This window comes from Pollutimonas rozaliensis, from assembly GCF_048751585.1.
Classification (GTDB): Bacteria; Pseudomonadota; Gammaproteobacteria; order Burkholderiales; family Burkholderiaceae_B.
In genome coordinates this window covers 228,159-254,560 of record NZ_JAZHOB010000009.1, presented here as the reverse complement: position 1 = coordinate 254,560, position 26,402 = coordinate 228,159, and the positions used below count along the sequence as shown (strand labels likewise).

Here is a 26,402-nt window from a genome sequence, read left to right as displayed (position 1 = left end):
GTTGTCCAGTTCACCGTTCAATCTTGCTCAGGACGGATTCGCCCCGAGACCTTAAGCCTTATGATATCTTGCCCAACTGCCGTAATCTAATCGACCTATTTTACTCCGTGCCATGTCCCTTCCATCCACCGATAGGTTGGCGTTCAATTCCACATGAGGGTAGACCAGGCCTTGCATTCGTGCTGACGTGTTTGACAGTCACATCTAGGGCCTATGCGAGTTGCGATTAGCATTACAATTACAACCAATGCATACAGACGGGTTTGGTTGCTTCCTTATATTATTGATGGCTTATTCCCCTCTTCCATAAACTTACCTGCTCAGCACCTCAATGACTCAATACAAAATCTGCACTAGCTGCATAATGGACACGAGCGACCCCCGTATTCATTTTAATCATGCTGGTAAATGCGATTACTGTAATAATTTTGAATTCAATATCAAACCGAACTGGCATACGGATGAACAGGGATATGCGCAACTTATGGAAGTCGCGCAGAAAATAAAAGCTAGTGGGAGTGGCAGGGACTTCGACTGCATTATCGGCTTAAGCGGAGGGTTGGATAGTTCTTATACTGCTTACATTGCCAAGGAAATCATGGGGTTGCGCCCTTTGCTCTTCCACGTCGACGCAGGTTGGAACACTGATCAAGCTGTAGGCAACATCGAAAAGCTGGTGAATGGCCTCGGGCTGGAGTTGTTTACCGAGGTTATAAATTGGGAAGAAATGAAGGACCTGCAGGTGGCTTTTCTAAAGGCGCAGATTCCGGATCAGGACCTGCCGCAAGACGTGGCCTTTTTCTCTGGGCTATACAAGTTTGCTCGCAAACATAAGCTCAAGTATGTCCTTACTGGTGGTAACTTTTCGACCGAATGTTGTCGAGAGCCCGAGGAATGGGGCGGTTACCCCGGTATTGATCGCACACTAGTCATGGATATACATCGTAAATTCGGTTCAAGGCCGCTAAAGTCATTTCCGATCGTAGACATCATGACGTATAAATTATATTACCGATACGTCAAGGGCATGCAGATATTTAAGCCACTGAACTTGGTCCCATACATCAAGAAGGATGCCGAAGCTTTACTGCAAAATAAATTTGGTTGGCAGCCATTTCAGCATAAGCACCACGAGTCGCGGTTCACTCGATTTTATGAAGATTACTGGATGCCCCGAAAGTTCGGGTATGAAAAACGGCGCGCCCACTTTTCCAGTTTGATCCTTACGGGTCAAATGACACGCCAGGACGCTTTGGAACGCATGTCTAAGCCCGAAATGGATGAGCATTTCATGAAACAAGAATTTCGCTATATTGCTAACAAGCTTGATCTGACTGAAGATGAGTTGCAGGCAATTTTCGAAGGTCCGAATAAAACATATCGCGATTACAAAAACAAGAAGTGGCTTATTGGCCTGGGTGCGACCGTCATGCAAAAGCTCGGTCTAGAGAAAAGATTGTTTCGATGATTGCGATAATCGACTACGGGTTAGGTAATATCCTGGCCTTTGCCAACACTTATAAGCGTTTGAATATAGCGGTAAAAGTGGCCAAGTCGGCGGAGGATCTAGAGGGCGCGACCAAGCTGATTCTGCCCGGTGTAGGCGCATTTGATCATGCCATGAGCCTTTTTCAGCAATCTGGAATGCGAGGGCAAGTAGAAGAGCTAGTGCTGGAGCGTAAAGTTCCAGTGTTGGGCATCTGCGTAGGTATGCAAATACTCGCTTCAGGCAGTGAAGAAGGTACTCTGCCAGGATTGGGCTGGGTGGCCGGGGTGGTAAAAAAATTCGACGTAGCTACCTTGCCTCATAGTACCCATCTTCCTCACATGGGCTGGAACGATGTGGTACCACTTAGGCGGACGCCTTTGTTTGATCGATTGAGTGAGGATGCTCGTTTCTACTTTCTTCATTCCTACTATTTTCATTGCGCCAACAAGGAAGATGCATTAGCCGCAGCCAAGTATGGGAAGGATTTTACCTGCGCGGTCAATCACGAAAACGTATTTGGCGTACAGTTTCACCCTGAAAAAAGCCATCATTACGGTGCCCAATTGCTTAAAAACTTTGCGGATTTATAAGCGTGCTTAGACCCAGAATAATTCCTTGTTTGTTGATAAGAGACAAGGGTTTAGTAAAGACTGTGAAGTTCTCCAACGACAAATATGTTGGCGACCCTATCAATGCGGTGCGTATCTTCAATGAAAAGGAAGTGGATGAACTGATCGTACTGGATATTGATGCTACCGTGAAAGGGGCCGGCCCCGACCTGAAGATGATTGAAAGGTTGGCTGCCGAGTGTCGAATGCCTTTCTGCTATGGAGGCGGAGTCAAGACCGTCGAACAAGCCAAAGCCATTATTGGGCTTGGCGTGGAGAAAGTCGCGTTAAGCTCGGCTGCCATAGAAACCCCCCAGCTCGTTGCCGATATTGCTCGTGAGTTGGGACGCCAGAGCGTTGTGGTAGTGCTTGACGTAAAGAAGAAGTTGTTGGGTGGAAAGTATGATATCTGGACTCATAACGGCAAGGTCAACACGCATAAGCATCCAGTCGAATTTGCACGGCAGCTTGAAGACCTGGGTGCGGGCGAAATTGTGCTCAATTCCATAGACCATGATGGCGTGATGAAGGGCTATGATTTGGGTCTTGTGGAAAAGGTAAGAGGCGCCACGACAGTGCCTTTATCAGTAGTGGGTGGAGCGGGGGCGTTGGACGATTTGGCTGGCTTGATCGCCAAGTTTGGCATAATTGGCGCAGTGGCTGGAAGCCTGTTCGTTTTCAAAGGCGCGTACAAAGCGGTGCTTATCAATTACCCCAACCCCATCGAAAAAGACAAACTTATTCAAGAAGCTTACCCTCAATAAGTAGAAGTCAATTTTTGAATTTATAGGGAAACTGGATTCATGTTGGAACCCGGAGCAAAACTATTGATTACCGGCGGCACTGGCTCTTTCGGCCATGCTGTGTTGAAGCGTTTTCTGGCAACCGACATCGCCGAAATACGAATCTTCAGCCGGGACGAGAAAAAGCAGGATGACATGCGCAAGCGTTACTCCAGCTCGAAATTGAAGTTCTACATAGGCGACGTACGCGACTATGCCAGTGTGCTGAATGCCACGCGAGGCGTGGACTATATATTCCACGCCGCCGCGTTGAAGCAGGTTCCGTCTTGCGAGTTTCACCCCATGGAGGCGGTAAAGACCAACATCGTCGGCACTGAAAACCTGTTGGAAGCCGCGGTGCAAAATGCGGTCAAGCGAGTGGTGTGCCTAAGTACCGACAAGGCGGTCTACCCTATCAATGCCATGGGAATATCCAAGGCGATGATGGAAAAAGTCATGGTCGCGAAATCGCGCAATGTCGATGAAACCAAAACCGTGATTTGCGGTACGCGTTACGGCAATGTAATGGCTTCGCGCGGCTCTGTCATACCCTTATTTATCGAACAGATTCGTGCTGGCAAGCCTTTGACGATCACAGACCCCAACATGACGCGCTTCATGATGACCTTGGCGGACGCGGTGGATTTGGTGTTGTATGCGTTTCAGCACGGGAACAATGGTGATCTATTTGTGCAGAAGGCGCCGGCCGCTACCGTGCATACCTTGGCGCAGACATTAACAGCTATCCTGGGCAAACCCGATCATCCGATTCAAGTGATAGGGACACGTCACGGGGAAAAATTATACGAAGCGTTGCTGAGCCGCGAGGAGATGGCATGCGCTCAGGATATGGGTCAGTATTTCCGTGTGCCCCCTGACCTTCGTGATCTTAATTACGACAAATATTACGATCAAGGCGAGGAAAAGATCTCGCGCAGCGAAGACTATAACTCGCATAATACGGAAAGGCTTGATCGGGACGGAATGGAACGCTTGCTAATGAAGCTGGATTTTATGCACGCCATCAAGCGCGGCGAACACGCCACTCCTGAGGAATAAGCGATGAAGGTCCTTGTGACAGGGGCGGGAGGATTTGTAGCTCGCAATCTAATTGCTGCGTTGGGCGAACGTGGCGGCGTTGAAGTGCTGCCATTTACTCGCGGGGACGGCGAGGCTGTTCTCCGCCAGCATGTCGCTCAGGCGGACTTTGTGTTTCATTTGGCTGGGGTGAATCGTCCCGAGTCCATAGAGGAATTCAAAGCCGGCAACACAGATCTAACTCGGTTGTTATGCGATACGCTTAGTGCGGAGGGCAGGCTTATCCCCGTGGTTTATTCTTCGTCAACACAGGCGCTGACGGATAACCCCTATGGAGCAAGCAAGCGTGCTGCGGAAGAGCTTCTGCAGCAGTTTTCTGCCAAGCACGGAGTTCCAGTATATTTATTCCGCTTGCCGAATGTGTTTGGCAAATGGGCAAGGCCCAATTACAACTCTGCCGTAGCCACCTTTTGTCATAATATTGCGCGTGGACTGCCGATTCAGATCCATGATCCCGCGGCAATGATGCAATTGGTCTACATCGACGATGTGGTTGCCCATTTTATACAAGCCATGAATGACCAGGCAGCGGGCTCGCCCTTTATTGAGGTCGACCCGGTTTACAGAATCAGTGTGGGAGGCTTGGCCGAGCAGCTTCAGGCTTTCCGCAATAGCCGCGCGAACCTGATTATGGACGCTGTCGGGACGGGACTGATACGGGCTCTGTATGCCACTTACGTCAGTTACCTACCGCCCGAAAGCTTTGCCTACGAGGTTCCCAAGCATGAGGATCGGCGTGGTGTGTTTGTGGAAATGCTGAAGACCCGAGACTCAGGGCAATTTTCTTTTTTGACCGCCCACCCCGGCGTAACACGAGGCGGTCACTATCACCATTCTAAAACTGAAAAATTCCTGGTTATAAAAGGACAGGCGCGGTTTCGTTTCCGGCACATCATAGACGGTAGCTATCACGAGCTTACAACCTCTGGAGACAGTCCTGTTATTGTTGAAACCGTACCAGGCTGGACGCACGACATTACCAATATTGGTAGCGACGAAATGGTGGTGATGCTGTGGGCAAACGAAATCTTTGATCATGCCCGTCCTGATACCTTTGCATGCCCGGTGTGAAATGAAAAAACTGAAAGTAGTTACGGTTGTCGGAACCCGGCCCGAAATCATTCGCTTGTCACGGGTGATGGCTGCGCTTGATCGGTACTGCGACCATGTTCTCGTCCATACCGGCCAGAATTATGATTACGAGTTGAATGAAATATTTTTCCAGGACTTGGGTATACGCAAACCGGATCATTTCCTAAATGCGGCCGGAGCGTCAGGCGCTGAAACCATAGGTAACGTGATTATCGCTGTCGATAAGGTGTTGGCCGATGTGCAGCCCGATGCCGTGCTGGTGCTGGGCGATACCAATAGCTGCATGGCGGTGCTTCCCGCCAAGCGCCGTAAGATTCCCACCTTCCATATGGAGGCCGGTAACCGTTGTTTCGACATGCGCGTGCCGGAAGAAATCAACCGCCGTATTGTTGACCATACCGCCGACATCAACCTTACATACAGCACGATTGCTCGCGACTATCTGCTAAGGGAAGGTTTGCCTCCCGATATGGTTATCAAGACTGGTAGCCCTATGTTCGAGGTTTTAAACTATTATCGCGACGGAATTGAAGCTTCGAATATCTTGGATCGCCTTGGCTTGGAGCCTGGCCAGTTTTTTGTGGTCAGTGCGCATCGGGAAGAGAACATCGATTCGGACAGGAATTTTCATAAGCTTGTCGATGTTTTAAATGAGCTTGCTGGCCAGTATGGTTATCCGGTTATCGTATCTACACACCCACGCACACAAAAACGTGTGGATGCTTTGGGAGTGAAGTTCCAAGAACAGGTACGGCTACTCAAACCTTTGGGCTTCAAGGACTATAACAAGCTGCAAATTTGCGCCAAGGCGGTTTTATCGGACAGTGGCACCATCTCCGAGGAGTCTTCGATATTGAATTTCCGCGCCTTGAATATTCGAGAAGCGCATGAGCGGCCGGAAGGCATGGAAGAGGCAGCCGTCATGATGGTTGGCCTGGATTCCGAACGAATCATGCAAGCATTGAATGTGCTTGAAGGCCAGGACTATGGCGAGCAGCGGTCCCTGCGTTTGGTAGCAGACTACAGCATGCCCAATGTTGCGGAAAAAGTCGTGCGCATCATTCATAGCTATACCGATTATGTGAATCGAGTCACGTGGAAGAAATACCATTGAAAATAGCTTTGGTCACCCAGTATTTCTGGCCAGAGTCTTTTTCAATCAATGATCTGGCCAAAACTCTTGTTGAACAAGGGCATACGGTAGAGGTATTTACGGGCAAGCCCAATTATCCGGAAGGGAAGATTTTCCCCGGATATGATGCTGACGACTGTGCGCAAGAAAATTATGGCCCTGACATAAAGATAAATCGCATTCCTTTACGCCCGCGCGGCTCAGGTGGCGCAAAAAACTTATTATTAAATTATTTGTCTTTCGTTTTTAATGGTCTTAGATATTTTCCAAACCAGATTAAAGGCAAAGACTTTGATGTGATTTTTGTTTTTACGCTTTCTCCCATTACATCTGTCATCCCGGCCATCTATTTGAAATGGCGGCTGAAGAAGCATCTGGCTATTTGGGTACTTGATTTATGGCCTGAAAGCCTGCGGGCCACGGGATTTATCCAGAATAAATATATTCTCGCCGCAGTGGGTTGGTTGGTGAGGGCGATCTATTCGGCGACGGATACTATTCTGGTGCAGTCCCAGGCGTTTGTGCCGTCAGTTTCCCGCTATGCAGACGCGAGCAAGGTTATCTACTATTCGAATTCATATAAAGATGCTCCCCTGTCAGTTGGACCGACGAAAATTCCGCCGGATATAATTGACATGCTGGAAAGCCATTTTTGTCTTGTTTTTGCCGGCAACCTAGGTACGGCGCAAGCGGTCGAAACCTTGATGTCTGCCGCCGACAGCTTGCGGCATCTTCCGGATTTTCGACTGATCCTGGTCGGTAGCGGTAGCATGTCGGGATGGTTGCAGCAGCAAAAGCAAGAGCGTGGCTTGGACAATGTCATATTGGCGGGCCGTTACCCGGCAGAAGAAATGCCGCAATTCTTTTCCAGAGCCCAAGCTCTTTTGGTCTCGCTGAAGCGCGCGGAAATCTTTGCACATACGGTTCCGGCAAAGGTGCAGTCATATCTGGCCGCCGGTCGTCCCATTATTGCGTCGTTGGACGGTGAAGGAGCCAGGGTTGTGCAAGATTCCGGCGCTGGCCTGGTCTGCGCTGCCGAGGACGTCAGTGGCTTGATACGATGCATTGAGAATCTATATAACATGCCTGCCAGTGATCGTGAGGCGATGGGGCAAGCCGGCCGGAATTATTTTCTGGAAAACTTCGAAATGGGCAAGCAGGCCTCCCGCTTGGTAGACATTCTCCAACGCCGGATTGACGGCGCTCATTAATTGTAGGGCGATGCATGGATCAGCGAATGACTGTAGGGGTGCTGGGCGCAACCAGTCCTGTCGGCACCCAGGTGTTGAATCAGTTGGTCGAAAAAGGCATGGACGTGATTGCTTTTTCGCGGACGCGTGCTGACTCACAGAATGGATCATTGCGATGGGTCAATTTGCCCAGTCTTGACACGGATGCCCTACGTCGCCAGGTCGGATCAATTGACTTGTGGATTGCCGCCAGTCCGATATGGATAATGCCTGAACATTTTGCGATGATGTCGCAATTTAGCGCGCGACGGATCGTTTGTGTTTCATCGACAAGCCAGTTCACTAAAGCAAGCTCATCCAGCCCTGACGAAGAACGAGTGGTGCGGCAATTGGTTGAAGGCGAGCGAGCGCTGATGAATTGGGCCGGTAGCCAGGGCATAGGCTGGACGGTATTGCGGCCAACGTTGATTTATGGACGCAGCAATGACCGTAATCTGTCTGAAATTGTAAAAATCATTCGAAAGCTACGACTTTTCCCCTTGTTCGGCAAGGCGGAAGGGTTGCGTCAACCCATTTATGTGGATGATGTGGCTCTTGCATGTGTGCTGGCCGGCTTATCTCCCAGTGCTGTGAATAAGGCCTACAACATTTCGGGGGCGGAGCGCCTAAGCTATAAAGAGATGGTTACGCGTGTTTTTGTCACAATGGGGTTAAAGCCTCGTTTTTTGACCATTAATCTGTCTCTTTTCAGTTTCGCGCTGTTTTTTTTAAAGAAGATTCCGCGTTACAGGAAGTGGAACGCGGATATGGTGTTGCGCATGAATCGTGACATGGTTTTTGACCATAGCGATGCAGCCCGGGATTTTGGATTCAGCCCTCAGCGATTCGCTTTAATGGAGCGGGATGTACAGTAATGTCACCAAGCAATTTAGCGTTACGATGACAAGAAAATTAGTATTCAAACATGAAAAACGACATGCTGCTCTGGGGAGCGCTATTGCTTGCTGTGTTATTAGCCGCTTGGCTGCTGACAGCAGTATTACGCCGCTACGCTTTGGCCCATCAGGTTATCGACATACCAAACAAGCGTAGTTCGCACACTATGCCTACACCGCGTGGTGGCGGTGTGGCGATCGTCGCCTGCTTTTTATTATCGCTTCCCGTGCTGGCTATGATGGGGTGGATCGGTTGGTCAATGGCCTACTGTATTGGCGGCGCAGGTCTGGTAGTGGCCCTACTGGGATTTCTAGACGATCATGGCCACATAGCGGCCCGGTGGAGGCTGCTGGGGCATTTTGCAGCGGCGGCATGGGTATTGTTCTGGATGGGAGGACTGCCAGCTTTCAGTGTCTTTGGGCACATGTGGGATATGGGGTGGTTTGGCTACGTGTTGGGCGCCCTATATCTGGTCTGGGTACTGAATTTGTATAACTTTATGGATGGCATAGACGGTCTCGCCAGTGTAGAGGCTATTTTTGTTGCTATTGGAGGGGCAAGCTTTTACATCATTGCGGGCGATACCAGTTTGGCGGGAGCTCCGGTGGCTCTGGCCTGTGCGGTGGCGGGATTCTTATATTGGAACTTCCCGCCCGCCAAAATCTTCATGGGCGACGCTGGCAGCGGCTTCCTGGGAGTCGTGCTGGGGGCCTTGTCGTTGCAAGCGGCTTGGGTGGAGCCGCAACTGTTCTGGAGCTGGTTAATACTCCTTGGAGTATTTATTGTGGATGCCAGCTTGACTCTGTTTCGCCGGCTATTGCGTGGGGAACGGGTGTATGAGGCGCATCGAAGCCATGCTTATCAGTGGGCTGCCCGACGGTTTGGAAAGCATTTGCCGGTAACCCTAAGTGTGATCGGCTTGAACCTCTGTTGGTTATATCCGGTGGCTTGGTTTGTTGCAGTTGGCAAGCTGGACGGGGTAATAGGAGTGGTGATTGCCTATGTGCCCTTGGCTTTTCTTGCTTTTAAGCTCCAGGGCGGGCAAGCCGAGGCTGCTGCTGTCTAAGGTCTTGCCGTAAGATGCCTTGTACTAGAATGCCTATCTATAGCGATTTATTGAAGCAAGCATGAAGAAGAAAAAATTATTTGTGGTCGGTGCGGGCGGCCATGGCCGGTCCGTGGCAGAAGCCGCCATGCTTGGTACAGCATGGAGCGAAGTCGTTTTCGTTGATGATGCTTATCCCTTGCTGCGCTACTCCGGGCAATGGCCCATTGTTGCCAATATCGAGTCGTTGGCCGGCTTGATTGCGCGTGAAGACAGCGTTGTTATTGCTATAGGCAACCAATCCGTACGCAAAAGGCTATTTGGGCTGGCACAGGATGCAGGGGCGATGATGGCAACCATCATCCATCCCAAAGCCTGGGTAAGCCAGGATGCCAGTATCGGCGATGGGACGGCGGTGATGGCCGGCGCCATTATCGGTACTCAAGCTAAAGTCGGGATGGGCGCCATTGTCAATGCCAATGCGACGGTGGACCACGACGCTGTATTAGGGGACTTCGCGCATCTTGGTGTGGGTGTGCAGTTGGCGGGGGGGGTGGTTGTTGGCGACGGTGCATGGTTGCAGGCGGGCACCTGTGCAGGTTATCGGGTTCGTGTGCCGCCTGATGCGGTGGTGTTACCCGGGACCGCCCTACAGGCTGTCGAGGCGCAGACTTAGACATGACGATTAACACTAATTTTCGGTCGTCCCTGGTATTCCTGTTCGATCTTGCCGCTGTGCTGGTTGCATGGGTAGGTGCTTTTTTTATTCGATTTAACTTTGATTGGCCTACGGGTTATGAACGCACGATCTGGTTGGGCCTGATCCCTTTGCTGCTTGCACAACTAGTTGCCTGTAGATGGGCGGGCCTGTATCGCGGTATGTGGGTGTTTGCCAGCTTGCCCGATTTAAAGCGGGTGCTGAAAGCCGTGGTTGTCTCGGCAATAGTCATGATGTTGTTTACCGTGTTCGCTCGAGGACATGTCGTGGTGCCGCGCTCGATCGTGCTGCTCTATCCTTTGCTTTTGCTGTTAATCATGGGCGGCGGGCGGGCGGCGTGGCGCATGTGGAAGGAATACCGGCTTTATGGCAATAAGCTGCACCAGGGAAGGCCGGTAGTCGTCGTTGGTGCGGGCACGGCGGGCGCCATGTTGGTAAGGGAACTGGGGCGCAGTGCCGATTGGGAAGTGGTGGCCTTGGTTGACGACGACAGCGGCAAATGGGGCCTGGAGCTTTCGGGCAGGCGGGTTGAAGGCGGCACCAATATGCTGCCTGAAATACTGCAGCGCTGGAATGCCAAACACGTCATTCTTGCCATGCCATCGGCCAAGGCGGAATCCCTGCAGCGGGTAACAAAAATAGCCAGCAAGGCGGGGGCCAATTTATTTACAGTCCCGGGCCTGGGCGAACTAATGAGTGGTAGGGTTGCAATCAATATGATGCGCCCGGTAAAGATCGAAGACTTGTTGGGCCGTAAATCTGTTCATATCGATAACGAGAACGTACAGGCCATGCTTCATGGCAAAAGAATACTGGTTACCGGCGCCGGCGGATCGATAGGCAGCGAGTTATGTCGGCAGTTGTCCCGGTTTGAGCCGCTGTGCATTATTCTGTTCGAAGCCAGTGAGTTTGCGCTATACATGATAGAGCAGTGGTTTGCTGAGCATCGGCCTGAGATCAAAGTTATTCCTCTGGCTGGTGATGTCAAAGACAGGGAGCGTATGAATCAGGTGTTCGAAGCATGGAAACCCAATGTCGTTTTCCATGCTGCGGCCTATAAGCATGTACCTTTGATGGAAGTGGGCAATGCCTGGCAAGCGGTGCGCAACAATGTGCACGGCACGCTAACGGTCGCCTTGTGTGCTCAGCGGTACTCCGCGGATCGATTTGTATTGATTTCCACCGATAAGGCCGTTAACCCCACCAATGTAATGGGTGCCACCAAACGTATGGCGGAAATGCTGTGCGAAGTATTGCATTGCCAAGGCGAAAGGACAAAGTTCCAAATGGTTCGTTTCGGGAACGTGTTGGGCAGCACGGGCAGTGTCATTCCGAAATTTCGCGCCCAGATTGCCAATGGTGGGCCTGTTACGGTCACTCACCCGGAAATCACGCGATACTTCATGTCTATTCCAGAGGCGGCCCAGTTGGTATTGCAGGCGGCGGCCATGGGTAACGGCGGAGAAGTGTTTGTATTGGATATGGGGGAGCCGGTAAAAATAGTGGATATGGCTCGCAACATGATCCGTCTATCCGGTTTTACCGAAGATGAGATCCGCATAGAGTTTACGGGCTTGAGGCCTGGGGAAAAGCTATACGAAGAGTTGCTGGCCGATTCTGAGGAAACCCTGGAAACCTTACATGAGAAATTGCGAATTGCACGTTCACGATCTGTGCCGGAAGGGTTTTATCAATGTATTCAAGAGTGGCTTAGCCGCTCTGAGCCGGTTTCGGATGATGACGTCCGTTCGGAGCTGAAACGGTGGATACCTGAATACCAACCGCAGAGCAATATTCAAAACGCAATCGCGCTTGACTAAGTCTTTGCCCCGGGAGCAGCATCATTACTGTTGATGTCGGCCCCGGGGCATGTGCTATTTATTCAAGGCTGCCGAAATATATGTCGCATTAACGCGGCGAATAATCCCAACATAATGCCCAGGATTACACCTAAAGCCAGAATCAAGGCTTTTTGGGGTTTGATGGGATCCTCAGGTTCGGTCGCTGCTTTATCTATGATGGCGGCCGTAAGGTTTTTCGGAGTTAGTTCGACACTTTGCAGTAACGCTTGGGCTTTGCGCAGGCCAGGCAGCTCCGGTGTGTATGCTTCATCGTTCTGCCTCTGTTCCAACTGTGCCAGCTCCGAGCGTAGCGCCTTGGCTCCGCGCAAGTACATCAGATCGCCATTAGAGAATGTGTTGGTCGCCGAGGCGTGTTGACCGCTAATCGCAATCAGTGGCGCGCCCGCCGGCGGTACCTCTAATCCAATCGATTCCGCAATTGACAAGGCATCCTTTGTCCGCACGATCTGGTTGTCACGCATGCCGCGGGCAATCGTGCTCAATACGGTAATCTGCTTCGCAATGCTATTTCCCCGAACCTGTATGTAGCCGGCCAAGTTATCTAAAAGTTCTTGCCGTGCACGGGCTAGCGCGATATTTACATAGTCGTTGGCCCAGGCGGCGATAACTGCGGGATCGTGGCCCTCCAGCGTGATTTCGCTGACCAGATCAGTGGGTTTTTTCGGCGGGATAATGGTCAATTCATCGTCGAGCTTTTCATGCAGCCACTGTATGCCGCTACGGTCGGTAGGTATAGAGTGTCCTGGCAGATAGTAGCGCTCAAAAAACTCCTGTCGCACAGTGTCCGATGCCAAATGCTTCAGGAATATGGCGTACGCTTCGTTTGGGGTGATTGTTTTTATACCTTCGTCAGTATCTTGGACGCTTGATTGAACGGACGATGACTTAGCTGCATCCTCTGTAAGCTCGCTGGCGGCGTTGTAGCCCACCAGATCGGATACCCTTGGCGGCAACATCTGTACCGTGGTTTCATAAACCGGCGTTGCCATAAACGCATATGCCGCGGTCATACAGGTAACGACAACTACACAGACCAGGATCAATATTTTTTGTGACCATAATGCACAGATAAGCTCAGGCAAATCTATTTCATTTGCTTGGCTAGTTTGAGGCTGATTTTGTTCCAAACGGTACTCCGAAGTATTGATCAATATCTTATGTAGGCAAATCTTGGTAGCCGAGTTGCTTATATGGTAGTTTGAACTGCAATTACATCGATGGCCAAATGTTGCCATCGATGAAAAACTGTTCCGCAATTTCCATGATCAAGCTGCGGCGATGGCCGGGCATATTCCGTAAATACATTAATAATTTTAATTCGTCTTCGGAAAGCGGCGCCAATTCCTGGGCGGTGTTCTGTAACGGCTCGGACACGGCATAACCATGCGTCTCGGAACTTACTCCATAGCGCAACCATACTATGGGTACATTTAACCATTTAGCCAGTGTCTCAATCTTATCGAGAGTAGGGCGTGCCTGCCCTGTAAGCCACTTGTGAGCTGCTTGTTGAGAGATGGACTGGTTCGGATGCCGCAAGTTGAACTGAAGGGCGAGCTCCGACGCCGTCTCTATCTTTTTTCGGCTGCGTTTCAGCGCTAGTTTGAGACGGGCGGAGAACGCCTGTTTTTCATCTACCTTCGACATGATCGAAGTTTGCCTTGAAGACAGTGTTGCATGACAACCAGTTGGTTGTTTTGATAAACCATATGGTTTAATATCAACTCGGTTTCCAAAGGCGGGGGAAGCCCTTATCTGGAATCAATGAACTGCCTTGGCCAATTCGTCCCGGAAAACTGGCTTGTTTGGAACCGATGCAACCAAGAATGAATAAATACGAACAAGCAAGGTCAGTACTCCAATTCCATAGTGATGACATCGATTTGGTGGAAATATTCCGTCATTTGTGGCGGGGGCGTACGGCAGTTTTGCTGATTGCGGGCTGCACCACGCTGCTTGCCCTTGCTTATGCATTCGCGGCGCCACAGAAATGGACGTCAATTGCGTATGTCATGGCTCCCAGGGTCGAGGACATTGCGGCCTACCTTGAACGGCGGCGGACGCTTGCCAGAGCGGACAAAGAAGAATTTATTGACGCAGCGGCATTCGCGTCTGGATTGTTTGACGAATTTGTGGAGCTTAGCGCCACGCCACTGCTTAAACAGCGCTTTTTGTCTGAAACGAAAGAATTCATCGAACGCCAGGAAGGGTTGGGTAATCTTGAGGCGACCGCCTTACTGGAGCACATGGCGCGCATTACCCCGGTTGTCTCGGCGCCCCAGAAAAATCAGATAGTGCCTTACTACAAGATATCGTTTGCGACGGACAGCCCCCAGGCGGCGCAGCGAAACTTGAAAGAATATATAGAGTACGTGAATGCACGGGCGCTTGAGCGAAGTGACTCAGCCTTTTTGGACCGCTTGAAAGCGGGCATCCAGGCTCGCAAGGCCAGCCTGGCTGAAATAGAATCCGGAATTATTAGCCAGCGAGCCAGCCAGATCATAATTGTTGAAACAGCGCTGTATACCGCAAAGCAGGCCGGTGTTACCGACTACGCGGTGGGGCTTGCGGTGCCGGGTAATACCATCGTCGAGCTTCGCAGCGTCGATAGGCTATTCATGCTGGGGGAAAAATACCTAACCGCAGAACTGCAGGCCCTTCGTGAGCGGCCGCTGGTCTATCCTCCGCGTTACCACGAAATTCAATACGAGCTTAAGCAGCTTGAAGCGCTGCAAAATCATCAACTTACACCTTCGTTGAGCTATCGGTATCAATTGACGCCAACCTACCCGACATCACGGGACTCCCCCAAGCGCCTGCTCATTATTGTGCTGGGGGTATTGCTTGGGAGTATGTTGGGGTGCTTTTGGGTATTGATCATGGGGGCCATCAAACGTTCGCAATCAGCCCCCCATCCACCCTTACAACCGAGCCCGTAATATAGGAAGCCTGCTGGCTGGCAAGAAAAGTCGCCGCAGCTCCGTACTCCGACGGTTTTCCATAGCGCTTCACGGGTATCGTTCCCACGCTTTCTTCCATTACGCTTTCCACGCTGCGATTCTCGCGCCCGGCCTTGGCTTCGTCCAGGGCAACAATGCGGCCCGTGGCGATACGGCCGGGAACCAGCACATTGCTGGTGACGCCTTTGGGTCCGACCTCGCGCGCCAGTGTTTTGGACCAGCCTACCAGTGCGCTGCGCAGTGAATTGGACAGGCCCAGGTTGGCAATGGGCGCGATGACACCGGACGAGGCGCTGGTGATGATGCGCCCCCAGCCTTGTTCCAGCATATGCGGCAGCGCCAGATCGGTCATGCTGATTACAGACAGAACCATCTCCTGGAAGTGTTTTTCCCAGACTCCGCGATCCACATTCCGCACCAGGCTGGGCGGGGGGCCGCCGGTGTTATTGCACAGGATGTCGATGGGGCCCGCGGCCTCGACCACCTCGTTGTGCCATTGCTCGAACTGGTCGATGCGGGCCAGGTCCCATTGCTTGCCGATGGCCTTGCCGCCGGCTGCTTCGATGGCCTTGCATGTTTTCGAAAGCAGGTCTTCGTTGATGTCGCACACCACAACTGTGGCGCCTTCGGCGGCCAGCGTCAGGGCAATAGCCCCGCCCAGGCCGCCGCCCGCGCCATGCACCAGCGCGGTCTTGTTGTTCAATCCAAAATCCATGGTCTTTTCCCTTGGCTGGTAACTTAGGTGCCTACGCATAGCGGCGCACGCATTTTGCGTAAAAGGGCGATGACGCTTTGAGCGGTGATGCGGCCCGTCTTGGGGTTTTCCGATGGAATGTTCTGGATTTCCATGGAAAGCAGCGCGGAGTCGGACACGACCTGGATATGATGGGTGTTGCGTTCCAGGTTGGGGTCGGCCCATACCTCTAGCTGTGTTTTATCGGGGCCGATGCCTGCAAGCGATACGCTGACGGCAACATTAAGGTTGGCGGGGAAGCCCGCCGCCGCTTCACGAGCTGTGCCGGAGAATATAAGCGTGGGTTCTTTAAGGTTCAGAACATCGATGCCGCGCTGCTCAAGAAACGGGGCGCCGACGAAGCCGCGTGTCGGCTTGCGCGAGGTCATCTTGACGGACTGTATTGTTCCTTCGGCCGCGCCCAGTATGGCGTCCAACCCAAGAATGGCGCCCGAGGGAACCAGTATCTGGCCCTTGTGCCGCCTGGCCAAGTCCATCAGTTCAGGATGCGCCAGCAAGGCGCCGCTGCTTAGCGTAATGACTTTCTTTCCGGCCTTTAGCACAGGGATGGTGATGCTGGGCAGAAGGTGCGCGGGGGCGCATTCGATCACCACATCGCAATGAGGCTCCAGTCCGTCCAATAATGTGAACGCAGGCGGCTTGCCGCCCCAGTCGAACTCGGGCGGCTGTTGGGGGTTGCGCACGCCGACGGCGGCAAGCCGGATACCCTCGATGCCCTGGGCGATATGGCGCGCCACCGATCGGCCTATGGCGCCAAAGCCCGCTATCCCTATGCGTATGTCATCCATTGCTGTTTCCTTGTTTCATGAAGTTCTTCCGGCATGGCAACCGGAGGATCCCATTCTAGGAAACCGATAGGCGGGGGACAAACGATTTGTTATCGCTTCGCCGATTAGCCTGGCTAATGGCTGGCTGTTTTCTTTGCTTCGTCCAGGACCCAGTCCCTGAACTTCTGCATGGCGGCGCGCTTGCGCGACGAGCTGCGCTGCAGCAGGTAGTAGTCGCCGGCGCTTCTGACCGGTTCGATGCCGGGCAGCAGGATCTCAAGTTCGTTGCGTCCCGGATAGCCGTGCAGCAGGACACCGGGAATAAGCGCGATGCCTTTATGGTCCTGCGCGGCGCGCAGGGAAATATAGAAGTGGCCGTATTCGGGCTCATGTCCCGTGGGTGTGTAGTCGACTCCGTAAGCCTTCAGCCATTCGGGCCAGGCCTTGGGCCGGCTGGCCGTGTGCACCAGCGCCGCTGTGCTGAAGTCGTTCACGTGGCGTATGGGCGGCTGGGTGGCATACCACTTCTTGGACGCCACGGGGACCATCACGTCGTGGAACAGCAGGTCGGCTTCGATGTCGGTCCATTTTTCCAGCATGACCAGGTCAACGGAAGGGAAATGGGCGGGATAGCGTTGGCCGGGCAGCTTGCCGGCGCGCAAAGCCAGGTCAATGTTGTCGGAATGCATGTCGGCGGGCCGGATATCGGACACTACCCGCACTTCGATGTCGGGATGCAGCGAGGTGAACGATGCAAGCCTGGGCATCAGCCACAGGGTGCCGATGGTGGGTATGGTGCTGACCGTAAGCGTTTGCTGGTGGTCTGGCCGGGTCATGTCGCGCATGGCTTTTTCCAGGCCGTCCAGCAGCACATGGCAGGCTTCGTAGAACTGCATGCCGGGGCCGGTAAGCTCTATGCCGCGCGCATGCCTGATGAATAGCGGGGTGCCCAGGAATTCTTCCAGCTTTCGTATCTGCAGGCTGATTGCGCCCTGCGTCACGAACAGCTCTTCGGCGGCCAGCGTAAACGAAAGGTGCCGGGCGGCGGCTTCAAAGTACCGCGTGGCAAGTAGTGGGGGAAGACGTCTGCTCATAGGCTCGCCTGGGGTGATTCAAGACCGCGTCCGTTCATGGCATTAGCCAAGCTAATAGCATCGCATACTTTAAATCGTTTGTCCCGCCGTATGCTCGTCACTAAGATGAAACCATGCAAGTCATGCCCCATGGGGCGCGTTGCCGTCATGAAAGCAAACAGGAGTTCAGTAATGTTAGACAAGGAAGTAAAAAAGTCGATCCGCGAGCGGTTTCTCAAGATCGATACGTCCAATGTGGCCGATGTGCTGGACGAGATGGGCTACCCCGATCAGGGCTTGCAATCGGGTTTTCAGCGCCAGACAGGCACAGAGCGTCTGGCGGGCTGGGCCTACACCATTCGCGGGCAGATGACGCCCTACGGCTTTGGCGGTGATGCCGAAAAAATGAAGGCCTGCGCGGGTCTGTCGGAAGGCGACGTATCGGTCTGGTCGGGCGACGGCGATGGCATTTGCTATTTCGGCGAACTCATTTCCATCGGCATGAAGGAGAAGGGCAGCGTGGGCGCACTGGTCGATGGCGGGCTGCGCGATACCAGCTGGATCAATGCTCTGGGTTTCACGGTGTTCGGGCGCTTCCGCACGCCGGTGCAGTCCATCAGCCGCTGGAAGGTCAATGCATGGAACGTGCCGGTCTTCCTGACAGGCGCCACCGGCAGGCGCGTGGCCGTCGAGCCGGGCGATTTCATCCTGGGCGACGACGATGGCGCGCTGGTCATCCCGCAAGCCATTGTGCAAGAGGTACTGGAAAAGTCCGAAGTACTGACCCAGCAGGAGATCGATATCCGCGACAGCTTGAGCAAGGGTATGTCGCTGGCCGAGGCGCTGCAGAAATATGGTCATGTTTAAGCAATAAAGAAGTAAGGCCGGGCGGGGCGCGCAAGGGCAAGCATATGCCTGTGGGCCTGCGCCGGGTTCAACCACAACGGAGGAGACTATGAGCAACACTACACGTTCTCGAACGCGCTTGCGCGCGCTATTGAAAGGCAGTCTGATTGCATTGGCGCTGTGCGCCGCGGGCGCGGCCCAGGCCTGGCCCGACCGGGCCTTAAGGATGATCGTGCCGTTTCCGGCGGGCGGCATCAACGATACCGTGGCCCGCTTGACGGCCAGCTATTTGGGCAAAGAACTGGGCGTCAGCATCGTTGTCGAGAATCGCGCCGGTGCGGGCGGCACCATAGGCACCATGGCCGCGGCCACCAGCGAGCCGGACGGCTACACGGTATTGTTGGGCGCCAGCAGCACGATCGCCGTGGCGCCCAATCTGTACAAGAATCTGGGCTATTCGCCCACCAAGGATTTTGTCGCCTTGGGCGGCATCGGTTCGGCGGCCAGCCTTCTCGTGGTGGCATCCAATTCCAAATGGAGCAGCCTGGGCCAGTTGGTCGAGGTCGACAAGAAGGAGCCCGGCACCATCAACTACGGTTCGGCGGGCGCGGGCACCAGCCATCACATCAAGACCGAAATGCTGAAGCTGCGCACCGGGGCAAAATGGATGCACATACCTTATAAAGGCGGCGCTCCGGCGATGACCGACCTGATGGGCGGGCAAATCGACTTTCTGCTCGAACCCCTTCCCACCGCGCTGCCCTATGTGCAGTCAGGCAAGATCAAGGCGCTGGGCGTTACGACCATGAAACGTTCGGCCGTACTGCCCGATGTAAAGACCTTCGACGAGCAGGGCATCAAAGGCTTCGACGCAACGCTGTGGTTCGGCCTGTTTGCGCCCAAGGGCGTGGACGGCGAAATCGCCAAGAAGCTGGGCGACGCCATGCAGCGCGTCTTCGCCAGTGCAGAGGTCCAGCAGGACTTCCAGAAACGCGGCCTGGATGCCTACGAAGGCAGCAGCAAGCAGTTCGGTGAATTCGTGGTGTCGGAGATCCAGGTGTGGGGCGACGTCATCAAGAAGGCGGGGATAAAAGTGGAGTAGGCAACGAAAGCCTTGTTAAACGAATATGCCCGCTAAAGCGGGCATATTCGTTAGTGGCGACAGGATGTGGCCTGAAGTCTGAAGAGCTGACAATACCGTGTCCACAGCATGAATCAGCCGGTGGTGGACAAGGCTGGAGCCCTCGCTATAGCGCCGCTTGCACGCTCCTGGTAAATCAAGTCCACAATCTCATTATTGGCCGTGTAGCCATCCACCAATTCATAGAACAGCTCGCGCGAACGCGGATAATCATCCGCGCGAATTGCGGCATCCAGCCCCGTCAATGCTTCTTTCAGAGCCTTCCAGGACAGGTGCTTTTCATTCGCGCGCATGATCATGGGATGGTCGGTGGGCGATACGTTATCGCCGATCAACAATTCTTCATACAGTTTCTCGCCGGGGCGCAGCCCGGTGTAGCGGATATCGATGTCGCCGTCGGCGTTGTCCGGATTGCGCACACTTAAGCCCGACAGCTGGATCATTTTCTCAGCCAGCTCGGCAATCTTCACGGGTTCGCCCATGTCCAGCACGAAGACGTCGCCGCCCATGCCCATGGACCCTGCCTGTATCACTAGTTGGGCGGCTTCAGGGATGGTCATGAAGTAGCGCGTGATCTCGGGGTGCGTGACGGTAACCGGCCCGCCCTGGCGTATTTGTTGCTTGAACAGCGGAATGACCGAGCCCGACGAGCCCAGCACATTGCCGAAACGCACCATGGTGAAACGCGTTCGGTTTGCCGCGGAATCGGTCTGGCTGCCGTATAGAATGGGCTTTGGCTCCTTGGCCAACGCCTGCAACACCAGCTCGGCCATGCGCTTGGTGCCGCCCATCACATTGGTGGGCCGCACGGCTTTGTCGGTGGATACCAGTACAAAGTTGCTGACGCCTGCGCGCAAGGCCGCTTGGGCGGCGTATAGGGTGCCGAAGGTGTTGTTGACGATGCCTTCGGCGATATTGTGTTCGACCAAGGGCACATGCTTGTAGGCGGCTGCATGGTATACCGTATTCACTTTCCAGGCGCTCATGACATCCAGCAGACGGGTGGGGTTGCGCACGGAACCCAGTACGGGCATGACCCGCACCGAAAGCCCGGCGCTGCCAATATGCGCTTCAAGCTCGCGTTGTATGGCGTATAGCGCAAATTCCGAATGCTCGAACAATATAAGCATCCGCGGTGTGCTGCGCATAATCTGCCGGCACAGCTCCGAACCAATGGACCCGCCCGCCCCGGTCACCATGACCACCTGGTCGTGTATGCAGCGTGCGAACAGCGTGGGGTCCGGCGCGACTGGATCGCGCCCGAGCAGGTCGTCGATGCGCACTTCGCGCAGGGCTTCGACTTGGACTCGGCCGGCGGCCAGGTCCATCAGTCCGGGCAGGGTGCGTACCGGTATGGCGTAGGGAGCCAGCCTGCTCATGATCTGATAGCGGCGCGCGCGTGATGCCGATGGAATCGCCACCAATATTTCCTGTGCGTCGGTATCGCGCAGCATGTAGTCGATCCGGTCGGAACAGTACACTTGCAGGCCCGCCATGACGCGACCGTCCAGGTCCTTGTTGTCGTCCATGAAGCCCACCGGCAGCAATTCGCCGCCCAGGCGCAGGGCTTGCAATAGCTGATTGCCGGCGGCTCCCGCGCCGTAGATGATCACGCGCGGGCGTTCTTCCTTGCGTTTACCGCCATTGGGTATCAGCGGCAGGGTTTGTTCGCCGAATTGGACATCGTTGAAATAGTGACGCATCAGGATCCGCAGGCCGCCAATGAACATAAGGCTAAGCAGCCAATAGATAACGATGGTCGAGCGCGGCACAACGGCTGGTGCGTCGCCGTACAGGTATACGGCGGCGGTCAGCAGGGCGGCGGCGGCGGTCACGACGCGGGCAATCGTGGTCAGGGCCTCCGTCCCCAGATAGCGCATCACCGCGCGGTATAGGCCATAGCGGATGAAGAGCGGGATGGCGGTCAATGGGGCGGCGGCAAACAGCCAGGCATGGGCGCCCAGCGGTTGGACAACCCAGGGGTCGCCCAGGCGGACAAAAAATGCCAGCCATAAGGCCAGCCATATAAGCAGGATGTCCACGGCAACCTGCAGTGCGCGTTTGTTGCGCGGGGAAAGCGCAAGCAGGCGTTCCCGCAGTGCGTGGCTGCGAACCTGCAGGATGTGTTCAGTGTCCATGGGTTTGCGCGACTTTGCTTGCTGCGTGCATGACTTCGGCAAGCGCTATGCAGGTTCTGGTGATGTGGTGATATTCCAGGGTGGGATGGACCAGGAACATCAAGGATGTTTCCCCCAGCTCGCGTGCCACCGGCAGACGTCGGGCGGGGCGCCAGCCTGTTCCATCGAAGGCTTTTTCCAGATACACCTCCGAGCATGAACCCTGGTAGCATGGCACGCCCCGCGCGGTGATTTCCTGGACGATGCGGTCGCGGTCCCAACCTTCTGCCAGCTTGTCAGGCTCGACAAAGACATAGCATTTGTAGGCGGCATGGTGGCAGTGGCTGGGCAGCGTCGGTACGCGCAGTCCAGGCAGTTGCCGTGCCGCATTCCATATGCGGCGGGCGTGGGCCTGCCTTATCGTGTGCCAGTCCGGCATGCGCTGCAACTGGATGCGGCCGATGACAGCCTGGGTTTCCTGCATGCGCCAGTTGGTGCCGAAGCTTTCATGCAGCCATCGGAAGCCGGGAGGATGCTGGCGTTCGTAGACGGCTTCCCAGCTTTTTCCATGGTCCTTATGCGCCCAGATTTTGCGCCACAGCGCCTTGGTGTTGGTGGTGACCATGCCCCCTTCGCCGCCCGTGGTCATGATCTTGTCCTGGCAGAAAGACCAGGCGCCGATATCGCCAATGGAACCCACGGGACGGTCCTTGTAGCGGGCGCCGTGTGCTTGTGCGCAGTCTTCGACCACCCATAGGCCATGCAGCTCGGCCAATGCCATGATGGGGTCCATGTCGCAGGGCCATCCGGCCAGATGGACGCAAATGATGGCGCGGGTGCGGGGCGTGATGACGGCGGCAATGGTGTCGGCCGTGATGTTCTGCGAGTCGCGGTCGACGTCGGCAAACACAGGGGTTGCGCCGGCCAGAACAATACACGACACCGAGGCCAGGAAGGTGCGGGGAGGGACGATGACTTCGTCGCCCGGCCCAATTCCCAGAGCCATCAAGGCGGCCTCCAGTGCCTGGGTGCCGTTGCCCACCGCCACGGCGTGGGCGCAGCCGGCCCAGGCGGCGAATTCCTTTTCGAAATGGCGGCATTCCTGACCGGTCCAATAATTGACCTTGTTGGATAGCAAGACGTTGCCGACGGCCTGGACTTCCTCGTCGGTGTAATGGGGCCAAGAGGAGAAAGCGGTATTCAACATAATGTTCAGCTCTGCTCAGGAAGGGTTAAGGGGCTTGCTCAGATGGGTCGGGCGCGCGCCGGCGTCCCGACAGCCACCATCGCGTCGGGCACGTCGCGGATCACGGTCGTGCCGCTGCCTATGGTGCTGTTGCGTCCAATATGAATAAGATGATTGATGCTGGCGCCGAGGCCCACCCAGCTTTGCTGGCCGATGTGGACGCCGCCGCCCAGTCCCGCGTTGGGTCCGATGTGTACAAAATCGTCGATCAGGCAGTCATGTTCGACAGTGCAGCCTGTGTTCAGGATGACTCCCGCGCCTATCCGGGCCCCCACGTTCACGACGGCCCGAGCGAACACGGCGCAGCCCACGCCCAATTCGGCATGGCGGCTGATGACGGCGGTGGGATGGACCACGGACACCAAGGACGCGCCCGCGTCGCACAGGCGTCGCTGCATGTCGGCTCGGACCCGGTTGTTGCCGATGCCGACGATCACGCCCTGATAGTTCCGTAGCTGGGCGAATAGCAGCGAGGCATCGCCGACTACGGGCCAGGGATCGGTGTCGCGGCCGATGTTGGGCCAGGCGTCGTCATAGAAATCGATCACGGGCCAGCCGCTGCTCTGCGCGGCATCGGCAATGACGCGGCCGTGGCCGCCCGCGCCCATGATGGCCAGGTGCTTCATCGTTCGTTCCCGGTGAACTTGCGCATGGTGGCTTCACCCTGGGCATTGACGCCTTTGCGGGTCAGCACCAGCTGCACGGTCATGGCCAGTATTTTCATGTCCAGCCAGAAGCTGCGGTGGTCCACATACCACACGTCCAGTTGAAAGCGCTCCTCCCAGTCCACCGCGTTGCGTCCATTGACTTGCGCCCAGCCTGTCAGGCCGGGGCGCACTTCGTGCCGGCGGCGCTGTACGCTGTCGTAGCGGGGCAGATACTCCATCAGCAGAGGGCGGGGCCCCACCAGGCTCAGCTCGCCTTTCAGCACGTTCCACAATTCAGGCAATTCGTCCAGGCTGGTCGAACGCAGCCAGCGGCCAAAGGGGGTCAGGCGTTGCGCATCGTCCAGCTCTTGCCCTCGGGCATCGGTGGCGTGGCGCATGGTGCGAAATTTCAGCATCAGGAAGGGCTTCTCATGCAAGCCGGGGCGCTGCTGTTTAAAGAGGATGGGGCGGCCCATTTTCAGGGCAACCAATACGGCCACGCATGCCAGCACGGGCGACAGCAGCAGCAGGGCGGTGGTGGCGGCGACGATGTCGAACAGTCTTTTGATCATGATGCAATGCCTATTTCCCGCAGCATGGTGGCGTTGATCTTGTGGACGTTGTAACGGTCCTCCGCCATGGCGCGCGACTGGGCGCCCATGGAAGCGATCAGCTCGGGGGCGGCGTACAGGCTTTCCATGGCCTGAACCAGTTCATCCACGGACCGGGGCGGCACCAGGTAGCCGTTGCGGCCTTCCTCCACCGTTTGCCGGCAGCCCGGGGCGTCGGTGGTGATGATGGCGCGGCCCATGGCCATGGCTTCCAGGACGGTGCGGGGCGTGCCCTCCCGATAAGACGGCAGCACATATACGCTGCATGCGGCGATGGCGGGGCGCACATCGTCAAGGCGGCCCAGGTAGTCGATGTCGCCCGCTGCGATCCAGTCATGTAGCTCACTGTGGGAAATGGCATCGGGGTTGTCGTCTATCCAGCCGGCCAGGCTGAAGGTGCATTCAGGATGCGCGGCCCGCATGCGCGCCGCCGCCGCGGCGTATTCGCGCACGCCCTTGTCGCCCAGCAGCCTGGCGATCAGCAGGAAGTGCGGGGCGGGAGGCAGCGGTGCGACCTGGTAGCGGTCCAGGTCGACGCCGGAGCCGTTCACTATGCAGGTGTCCTGACGGGCGGACAGAATTTTCAAGGCACGGAACAAGGCTTCGTCGTCCGGGTTCTGAAAAAAGGTCTTATGGGCTTTGTTCAGTCCTTGCCGATACAGCGCCTGCACAATGGTGCGCAACCTGCCGCGCCGGTCTTTCGTTTGATCATTACCCTGAAAGGCGTAGCCCAGGCCGGTGATCAGCGCGTAGCGTTGCGGTACGCCCGCCAGCCATCCCGCCAGTGTGCCGTAGATGACGGGCTTGATGGTGTAGGCCAGGGTGTAGCGGGGGCGCAGGCGGCGCATCAGGCGCCACAGGCTGATCAGGCTGCGCAGGTCCTTGGCGGGGTTCATGCCGGTGCGCTGCAGCGGAATATCATGGACGGTCAGGCCGCGTGCCTGTAGTGCCCGGTGCATGGGCGACCCGGCTCCAAGGCCGGGAGCGGCCACATGCACATCCAGGCCTTGGGCTTGCAAGGCGTCCAGCAAGGCGCCTCTGAAATGAAGAATGGAATCGGGAAAACCGGCGATCAATAAAAAAGTCATGACTTCACCATGCCGGAGGCGGACGCGGGTTGTGACAGGGACGGGCGGGTTCGAAGGCTGCGATGCGGATTGGGCTGGCGCCTGCGGCCCAGCAACGAGATGAACAGGTAGATCAGGATGGGCGCGAACATCCATTTTTGCCGAACCGCGATGCCCAGATTGGCGGTGGTAATGGCCAGAATCAGCCAGGTCAGCAGGCAGTAAAACCACATGAAGGCCCGATTGCCCACCAGCTTGTGCCGCCGGTGCCTGATGATCTGGGCGCCGCCCGCCACCGCCAGGAAAACCAGGACTACGTTGTCGATTGAAGCCGCCAGGCCGAAAATACTGCCGGCTTCATAAGGCATGGGCCGGAACAGATAGCTGAACAATTGCAGGGGCAGGCTCATTGATGCGATGTCAACACTGCTGCCACCCTGGGTGTTAAGGGACTGGCGGTGCTCGACATAGTTCATGATGTCGTCGGCGCCGCTGGCGTCGCCCAGTCCGGCGTAGGTCAGGGCAAAGGGGACCATGGCCGCGGTGGCGGCCAGGGCGGCAGCGCCCAGGAATAACCGCTGGCCCAGCGGCAGGCGGCGTTGCAGCACCAGTGATCCGGCCAGGGCTATGACCATGATGCCTGCAATGTGCGGCCGGACCAGGGCCATGATGAAGATGGATGTCGCCAGCAAGATGACGCGGCGGCTCATATTCAGCGTGGCGTAAAGCGTTAGCGCGGCGGCCATGAAGGCCAGCGCGTCCTTGCCCAGGGCCGATGACCAGAAACTGATCGAAGGCAGCAGTACGATCAAGGTAGCGAACCGGCGCAGCAGCTTGGTTTTGTCGGCGGTGGCAGCCTGCAGGCAGGCATCGAAGGCAATCAGTCCGATCGCGCCAAAGATATTGAACAGCAGGCAGGCGCCCAGAAATGACAGATCGAGCCCGGTGACGAACAGTGTGGCGATATTGACGACGGCGCCAGTGCCGAAAGGGGCCATGAACTCGCCCTGCTGCGCCTTCATGTAATAGACCAGGGCGTCGGCGCCGTTCTGGACGGCGTAAATGGCATATGCCAGGCAGAACATGGAGTGCCAGGCGTACAGCAGCATGACGCGGCCTTTGCGAACGTCCAGCATGCGGCCGGCCTTGAAGGCCAGCAAAAGGCCCAGGACATTGACAAGTAGGGCGCTGGCCAGTTGCAGGGGGGAGCCGATCAATTCCATC

Annotated in this window: 25 protein-coding genes; 14 read left to right on the top strand and 11 right to left on the bottom strand. The window is 55.5% G+C overall.

The features are described 5' to 3' along the window. Nucleotides 1-331 precede the first annotated feature (331 nt). The 11 genes from V0R37_RS17975 (at nucleotide 332) to V0R37_RS17925 (ending at nucleotide 11,910) form a co-directional block, all read left to right on the top strand. Complete coding sequence (locus tag V0R37_RS17975; RefSeq protein ID WP_420375827.1) at nucleotides 332-1,468, top strand: N-acetyl sugar amidotransferase; 1,137 nt, start codon at nucleotides 332-334, stop codon at nucleotides 1,466-1,468. Beyond that, entirely contained in the window at nucleotides 1,465-2,079 is a 615-nt protein-coding gene (gene hisH, locus V0R37_RS17970; protein WP_420375826.1) for an imidazole glycerol phosphate synthase subunit HisH, read from the top strand. Before V0R37_RS17975 ends, hisH begins: the two co-directional genes overlap by 4 nt. 2 nt (nucleotides 2,080-2,081) lie before the next feature. Beyond that, nucleotides 2,082-2,861 (top strand): AglZ/HisF2 family acetamidino modification protein, encoded by a 780-nt coding sequence (locus V0R37_RS17965; RefSeq protein WP_420375825.1) that lies wholly within the window; start codon nucleotides 2,082-2,084, stop codon nucleotides 2,859-2,861. A 39-nt stretch (nucleotides 2,862-2,900) separates the two neighbouring features. Continuing rightward, nucleotides 2,901-3,938, top strand: coding sequence for a polysaccharide biosynthesis protein (locus tag V0R37_RS17960; protein ID WP_420375824.1), 1,038 nt, complete (start codon nucleotides 2,901-2,903; stop codon nucleotides 3,936-3,938). 3 nt (nucleotides 3,939-3,941) lie between these two features. Beyond that, the gene (wbjC, locus tag V0R37_RS17955; protein ID WP_420375823.1) at nucleotides 3,942-5,048 is read left to right on the top strand and encodes a UDP-2-acetamido-2,6-beta-L-arabino-hexul-4-ose reductase; all 1,107 of its coding nucleotides are present in this window, start codon (nucleotides 3,942-3,944) and stop codon (nucleotides 5,046-5,048) included. Between the two features lies 1 nt (nucleotide 5,049). After that, the gene (gene wecB, locus V0R37_RS17950) at nucleotides 5,050-6,183 is read left to right on the top strand and encodes a non-hydrolyzing UDP-N-acetylglucosamine 2-epimerase (protein ID WP_420375822.1); all 1,134 of its coding nucleotides are present in this window, start codon (nucleotides 5,050-5,052) and stop codon (nucleotides 6,181-6,183) included. Next, nucleotides 6,180-7,412 (top strand): glycosyltransferase family 4 protein, encoded by a 1,233-nt coding sequence (locus tag V0R37_RS17945; RefSeq protein ID WP_420375821.1) that lies wholly within the window; start codon nucleotides 6,180-6,182, stop codon nucleotides 7,410-7,412. The genes wecB and V0R37_RS17945 overlap by 4 nt, the downstream gene beginning before the upstream one ends. 26 nt (nucleotides 7,413-7,438) lie before the next feature. Continuing rightward, complete coding sequence (locus V0R37_RS17940) at nucleotides 7,439-8,305, top strand: NAD-dependent epimerase/dehydratase family protein (RefSeq protein ID WP_420375820.1); 867 nt, start codon at nucleotides 7,439-7,441, stop codon at nucleotides 8,303-8,305. A 50-nt stretch (nucleotides 8,306-8,355) separates the two neighbouring features. Next, a complete protein-coding gene (locus V0R37_RS17935) occupies nucleotides 8,356-9,393 on the top strand; it encodes an MraY family glycosyltransferase (protein ID WP_420375819.1) in 1,038 nt (345 codons plus the stop codon). Nucleotides 9,394-9,454: 61 nt separating this feature from the next. Beyond that, nucleotides 9,455-10,048 carry an acetyltransferase gene (locus V0R37_RS17930; RefSeq protein WP_420375818.1) on the top strand — a complete coding sequence of 198 codons (594 nt, stop codon included), beginning with the start codon at nucleotides 9,455-9,457 and terminating at the stop codon, nucleotides 10,046-10,048. A 2-nt stretch (nucleotides 10,049-10,050) separates the two neighbouring features. Beyond that, nucleotides 10,051-11,910, top strand: a complete 1,860-nt coding sequence (locus tag V0R37_RS17925; RefSeq protein ID WP_420375817.1) for a polysaccharide biosynthesis protein — start codon at nucleotides 10,051-10,053, stop codon at nucleotides 11,908-11,910. A 62-nt stretch (nucleotides 11,911-11,972) separates the two neighbouring features. Here V0R37_RS17925 and V0R37_RS17920 read toward each other — a convergent pair whose 3' ends face one another. Together V0R37_RS17920 and V0R37_RS17915 are read right to left on the bottom strand one after the other, a co-directional pair. Next, complete coding sequence (locus tag V0R37_RS17920; protein ID WP_420375816.1) at nucleotides 11,973-13,079, bottom strand: LPS O-antigen chain length determinant protein WzzB; 1,107 nt, start codon at nucleotides 13,077-13,079, stop codon at nucleotides 11,973-11,975. A gap of 82 nt (nucleotides 13,080-13,161) precedes the next feature. Continuing rightward, the gene (locus V0R37_RS17915; RefSeq protein ID WP_420375815.1) at nucleotides 13,162-13,596 is read right to left on the bottom strand and encodes a helix-turn-helix domain-containing protein; all 435 of its coding nucleotides are present in this window, start codon (nucleotides 13,594-13,596) and stop codon (nucleotides 13,162-13,164) included. A gap of 179 nt (nucleotides 13,597-13,775) precedes the next feature. Here V0R37_RS17915 and V0R37_RS17910 point away from each other — a divergent pair, with 179 nt between their 5' ends. Then, entirely contained in the window at nucleotides 13,776-14,888 is a 1,113-nt protein-coding gene (locus tag V0R37_RS17910) for an LPS O-antigen chain length determinant protein WzzB (RefSeq protein ID WP_420375814.1), read from the top strand. Here V0R37_RS17910 and V0R37_RS17905 read toward each other — a convergent pair. The 3 genes from V0R37_RS17905 to V0R37_RS17895 all read right to left on the bottom strand — a co-directional run bounded on the left by V0R37_RS17905 (nucleotide 14,839) and on the right by V0R37_RS17895 (nucleotide 17,524). Next, nucleotides 14,839-15,624, bottom strand: a complete 786-nt coding sequence (locus V0R37_RS17905) for an SDR family oxidoreductase (RefSeq protein ID WP_420375813.1) — start codon at nucleotides 15,622-15,624, stop codon at nucleotides 14,839-14,841. The two genes, V0R37_RS17910 and V0R37_RS17905, sit on opposite strands and share 50 nt — an antisense overlap. A gap of 23 nt (nucleotides 15,625-15,647) precedes the next feature. Next, nucleotides 15,648-16,451 (bottom strand): aspartate dehydrogenase, encoded by an 804-nt coding sequence (locus tag V0R37_RS17900; protein WP_420375812.1) that lies wholly within the window; start codon nucleotides 16,449-16,451, stop codon nucleotides 15,648-15,650. Between the two features lie 113 nt (nucleotides 16,452-16,564). Next, entirely contained in the window at nucleotides 16,565-17,524 is a 960-nt protein-coding gene (locus V0R37_RS17895; protein ID WP_420375811.1) for a LysR substrate-binding domain-containing protein, read from the bottom strand. A 171-nt stretch (nucleotides 17,525-17,695) separates the two neighbouring features. Here V0R37_RS17895 and V0R37_RS17890 point away from each other — a divergent pair, with 171 nt between their 5' ends. Together V0R37_RS17890 and V0R37_RS17885 are read left to right on the top strand one after the other, a co-directional pair. Further along, nucleotides 17,696-18,370, top strand: a complete 675-nt coding sequence (locus V0R37_RS17890; protein WP_420375810.1) for an RraA family protein — start codon at nucleotides 17,696-17,698, stop codon at nucleotides 18,368-18,370. An 88-nt stretch (nucleotides 18,371-18,458) separates the two neighbouring features. Next, entirely contained in the window at nucleotides 18,459-19,451 is a 993-nt protein-coding gene (locus tag V0R37_RS17885; RefSeq protein ID WP_420375809.1) for a Bug family tripartite tricarboxylate transporter substrate binding protein, read from the top strand. Between the two features lie 113 nt (nucleotides 19,452-19,564). Here the strand turns inward: V0R37_RS17885 and V0R37_RS17880 are convergent, their stop codons facing one another. The 6 genes from V0R37_RS17880 to V0R37_RS17855 are packed head-to-tail and all read right to left on the bottom strand — an operon-like array spanning nucleotide 19,565 to nucleotide 26,401. After that, a complete protein-coding gene (locus V0R37_RS17880; RefSeq protein WP_420375808.1) occupies nucleotides 19,565-21,628 on the bottom strand; it encodes a polysaccharide biosynthesis protein in 2,064 nt (687 codons plus the stop codon). Next, nucleotides 21,618-22,814, bottom strand: a complete 1,197-nt coding sequence (locus tag V0R37_RS17875; RefSeq protein WP_420375807.1) for a DegT/DnrJ/EryC1/StrS family aminotransferase — start codon at nucleotides 22,812-22,814, stop codon at nucleotides 21,618-21,620. Before V0R37_RS17875 ends, V0R37_RS17880 begins: the two co-directional genes overlap by 11 nt. A 38-nt stretch (nucleotides 22,815-22,852) precedes the next feature. Next, nucleotides 22,853-23,479: an acetyltransferase gene (locus V0R37_RS17870; protein WP_420375806.1), complete on the bottom strand. Its 627-nt coding sequence runs from the start codon at nucleotides 23,477-23,479 to the stop codon at nucleotides 22,853-22,855. Further along, entirely contained in the window at nucleotides 23,476-24,072 is a 597-nt protein-coding gene (locus V0R37_RS17865; RefSeq protein WP_420375805.1) for a sugar transferase, read from the bottom strand. Before V0R37_RS17865 ends, V0R37_RS17870 begins: the two co-directional genes overlap by 4 nt. After that, the gene (locus V0R37_RS17860) at nucleotides 24,069-25,199 is read right to left on the bottom strand and encodes a glycosyltransferase family 4 protein (RefSeq protein WP_420375804.1); all 1,131 of its coding nucleotides are present in this window, start codon (nucleotides 25,197-25,199) and stop codon (nucleotides 24,069-24,071) included. Before V0R37_RS17860 ends, V0R37_RS17865 begins: the two co-directional genes overlap by 4 nt. Beyond that, nucleotides 25,196-26,401: a hypothetical protein gene (locus V0R37_RS17855; RefSeq protein ID WP_420375803.1), complete on the bottom strand. Its 1,206-nt coding sequence runs from the start codon at nucleotides 26,399-26,401 to the stop codon at nucleotides 25,196-25,198. Before V0R37_RS17855 ends, V0R37_RS17860 begins: the two co-directional genes overlap by 4 nt. Between the last annotated feature and the right edge of the window lies 1 nt (nucleotide 26,402).

Bases quoted from the DNA above. Each gene is read 5' to 3' on its own strand.
- V0R37_RS17875 (WP_420375807.1), bottom strand. From the start codon at position 22,814: ATGTTGAATACCGCTTTCTCCTCTTGGCCCCATTACACCGACGAGGAA.
- V0R37_RS17865 (WP_420375805.1), bottom strand. From the start codon at position 24,072: ATGATCAAAAGACTGTTCGACATCGTCGCCGCCACCACCGCCCTGCTG.
- V0R37_RS17855 (WP_420375803.1), bottom strand. From the start codon at position 26,401: ATGGAATTGATCGGCTCCCCCCTGCAACTGGCCAGCGCCCTACTTGTC.
- V0R37_RS17885 (WP_420375809.1), top strand. From the start codon at position 18,459: ATGAGCAACACTACACGTTCTCGAACGCGCTTGCGCGCGCTATTGAAA.
- V0R37_RS17870 (WP_420375806.1), bottom strand. From the start codon at position 23,479: ATGAAGCACCTGGCCATCATGGGCGCGGGCGGCCACGGCCGCGTCATT.
- V0R37_RS17975 (WP_420375827.1), top strand. From the start codon at position 332: ATGACTCAATACAAAATCTGCACTAGCTGCATAATGGACACGAGCGAC.
- V0R37_RS17940 (WP_420375820.1), top strand. From the start codon at position 7,439: ATGACTGTAGGGGTGCTGGGCGCAACCAGTCCTGTCGGCACCCAGGTG.
- wbjC (WP_420375823.1), top strand. From the start codon at position 3,942: ATGAAGGTCCTTGTGACAGGGGCGGGAGGATTTGTAGCTCGCAATCTA.
- V0R37_RS17895 (WP_420375811.1), bottom strand. From the start codon at position 17,524: ATGAGCAGACGTCTTCCCCCACTACTTGCCACGCGGTACTTTGAAGCC.
- V0R37_RS17890 (WP_420375810.1), top strand. From the start codon at position 17,696: ATGTTAGACAAGGAAGTAAAAAAGTCGATCCGCGAGCGGTTTCTCAAG.
- wecB (WP_420375822.1), top strand. From the start codon at position 5,050: ATGAAAAAACTGAAAGTAGTTACGGTTGTCGGAACCCGGCCCGAAATC.
- V0R37_RS17860 (WP_420375804.1), bottom strand. From the start codon at position 25,199: ATGACTTTTTTATTGATCGCCGGTTTTCCCGATTCCATTCTTCATTTC.
- V0R37_RS17925 (WP_420375817.1), top strand. From the start codon at position 10,051: ATGACGATTAACACTAATTTTCGGTCGTCCCTGGTATTCCTGTTCGAT.
- V0R37_RS17935 (WP_420375819.1), top strand. From the start codon at position 8,356: ATGAAAAACGACATGCTGCTCTGGGGAGCGCTATTGCTTGCTGTGTTA.
- V0R37_RS17905 (WP_420375813.1), bottom strand. From the start codon at position 15,624: ATGGATTTTGGATTGAACAACAAGACCGCGCTGGTGCATGGCGCGGGC.
- hisH (WP_420375826.1), top strand. From the start codon at position 1,465: ATGATTGCGATAATCGACTACGGGTTAGGTAATATCCTGGCCTTTGCC.
- V0R37_RS17910 (WP_420375814.1), top strand. From the start codon at position 13,776: ATGAATAAATACGAACAAGCAAGGTCAGTACTCCAATTCCATAGTGAT.
- V0R37_RS17880 (WP_420375808.1), bottom strand. From the start codon at position 21,628: ATGGACACTGAACACATCCTGCAGGTTCGCAGCCACGCACTGCGGGAA.
- V0R37_RS17900 (WP_420375812.1), bottom strand. From the start codon at position 16,451: ATGGATGACATACGCATAGGGATAGCGGGCTTTGGCGCCATAGGCCGA.
- V0R37_RS17930 (WP_420375818.1), top strand. From the start codon at position 9,455: ATGAAGAAGAAAAAATTATTTGTGGTCGGTGCGGGCGGCCATGGCCGG.
- V0R37_RS17915 (WP_420375815.1), bottom strand. From the start codon at position 13,596: ATGTCGAAGGTAGATGAAAAACAGGCGTTCTCCGCCCGTCTCAAACTA.
- V0R37_RS17960 (WP_420375824.1), top strand. From the start codon at position 2,901: ATGTTGGAACCCGGAGCAAAACTATTGATTACCGGCGGCACTGGCTCT.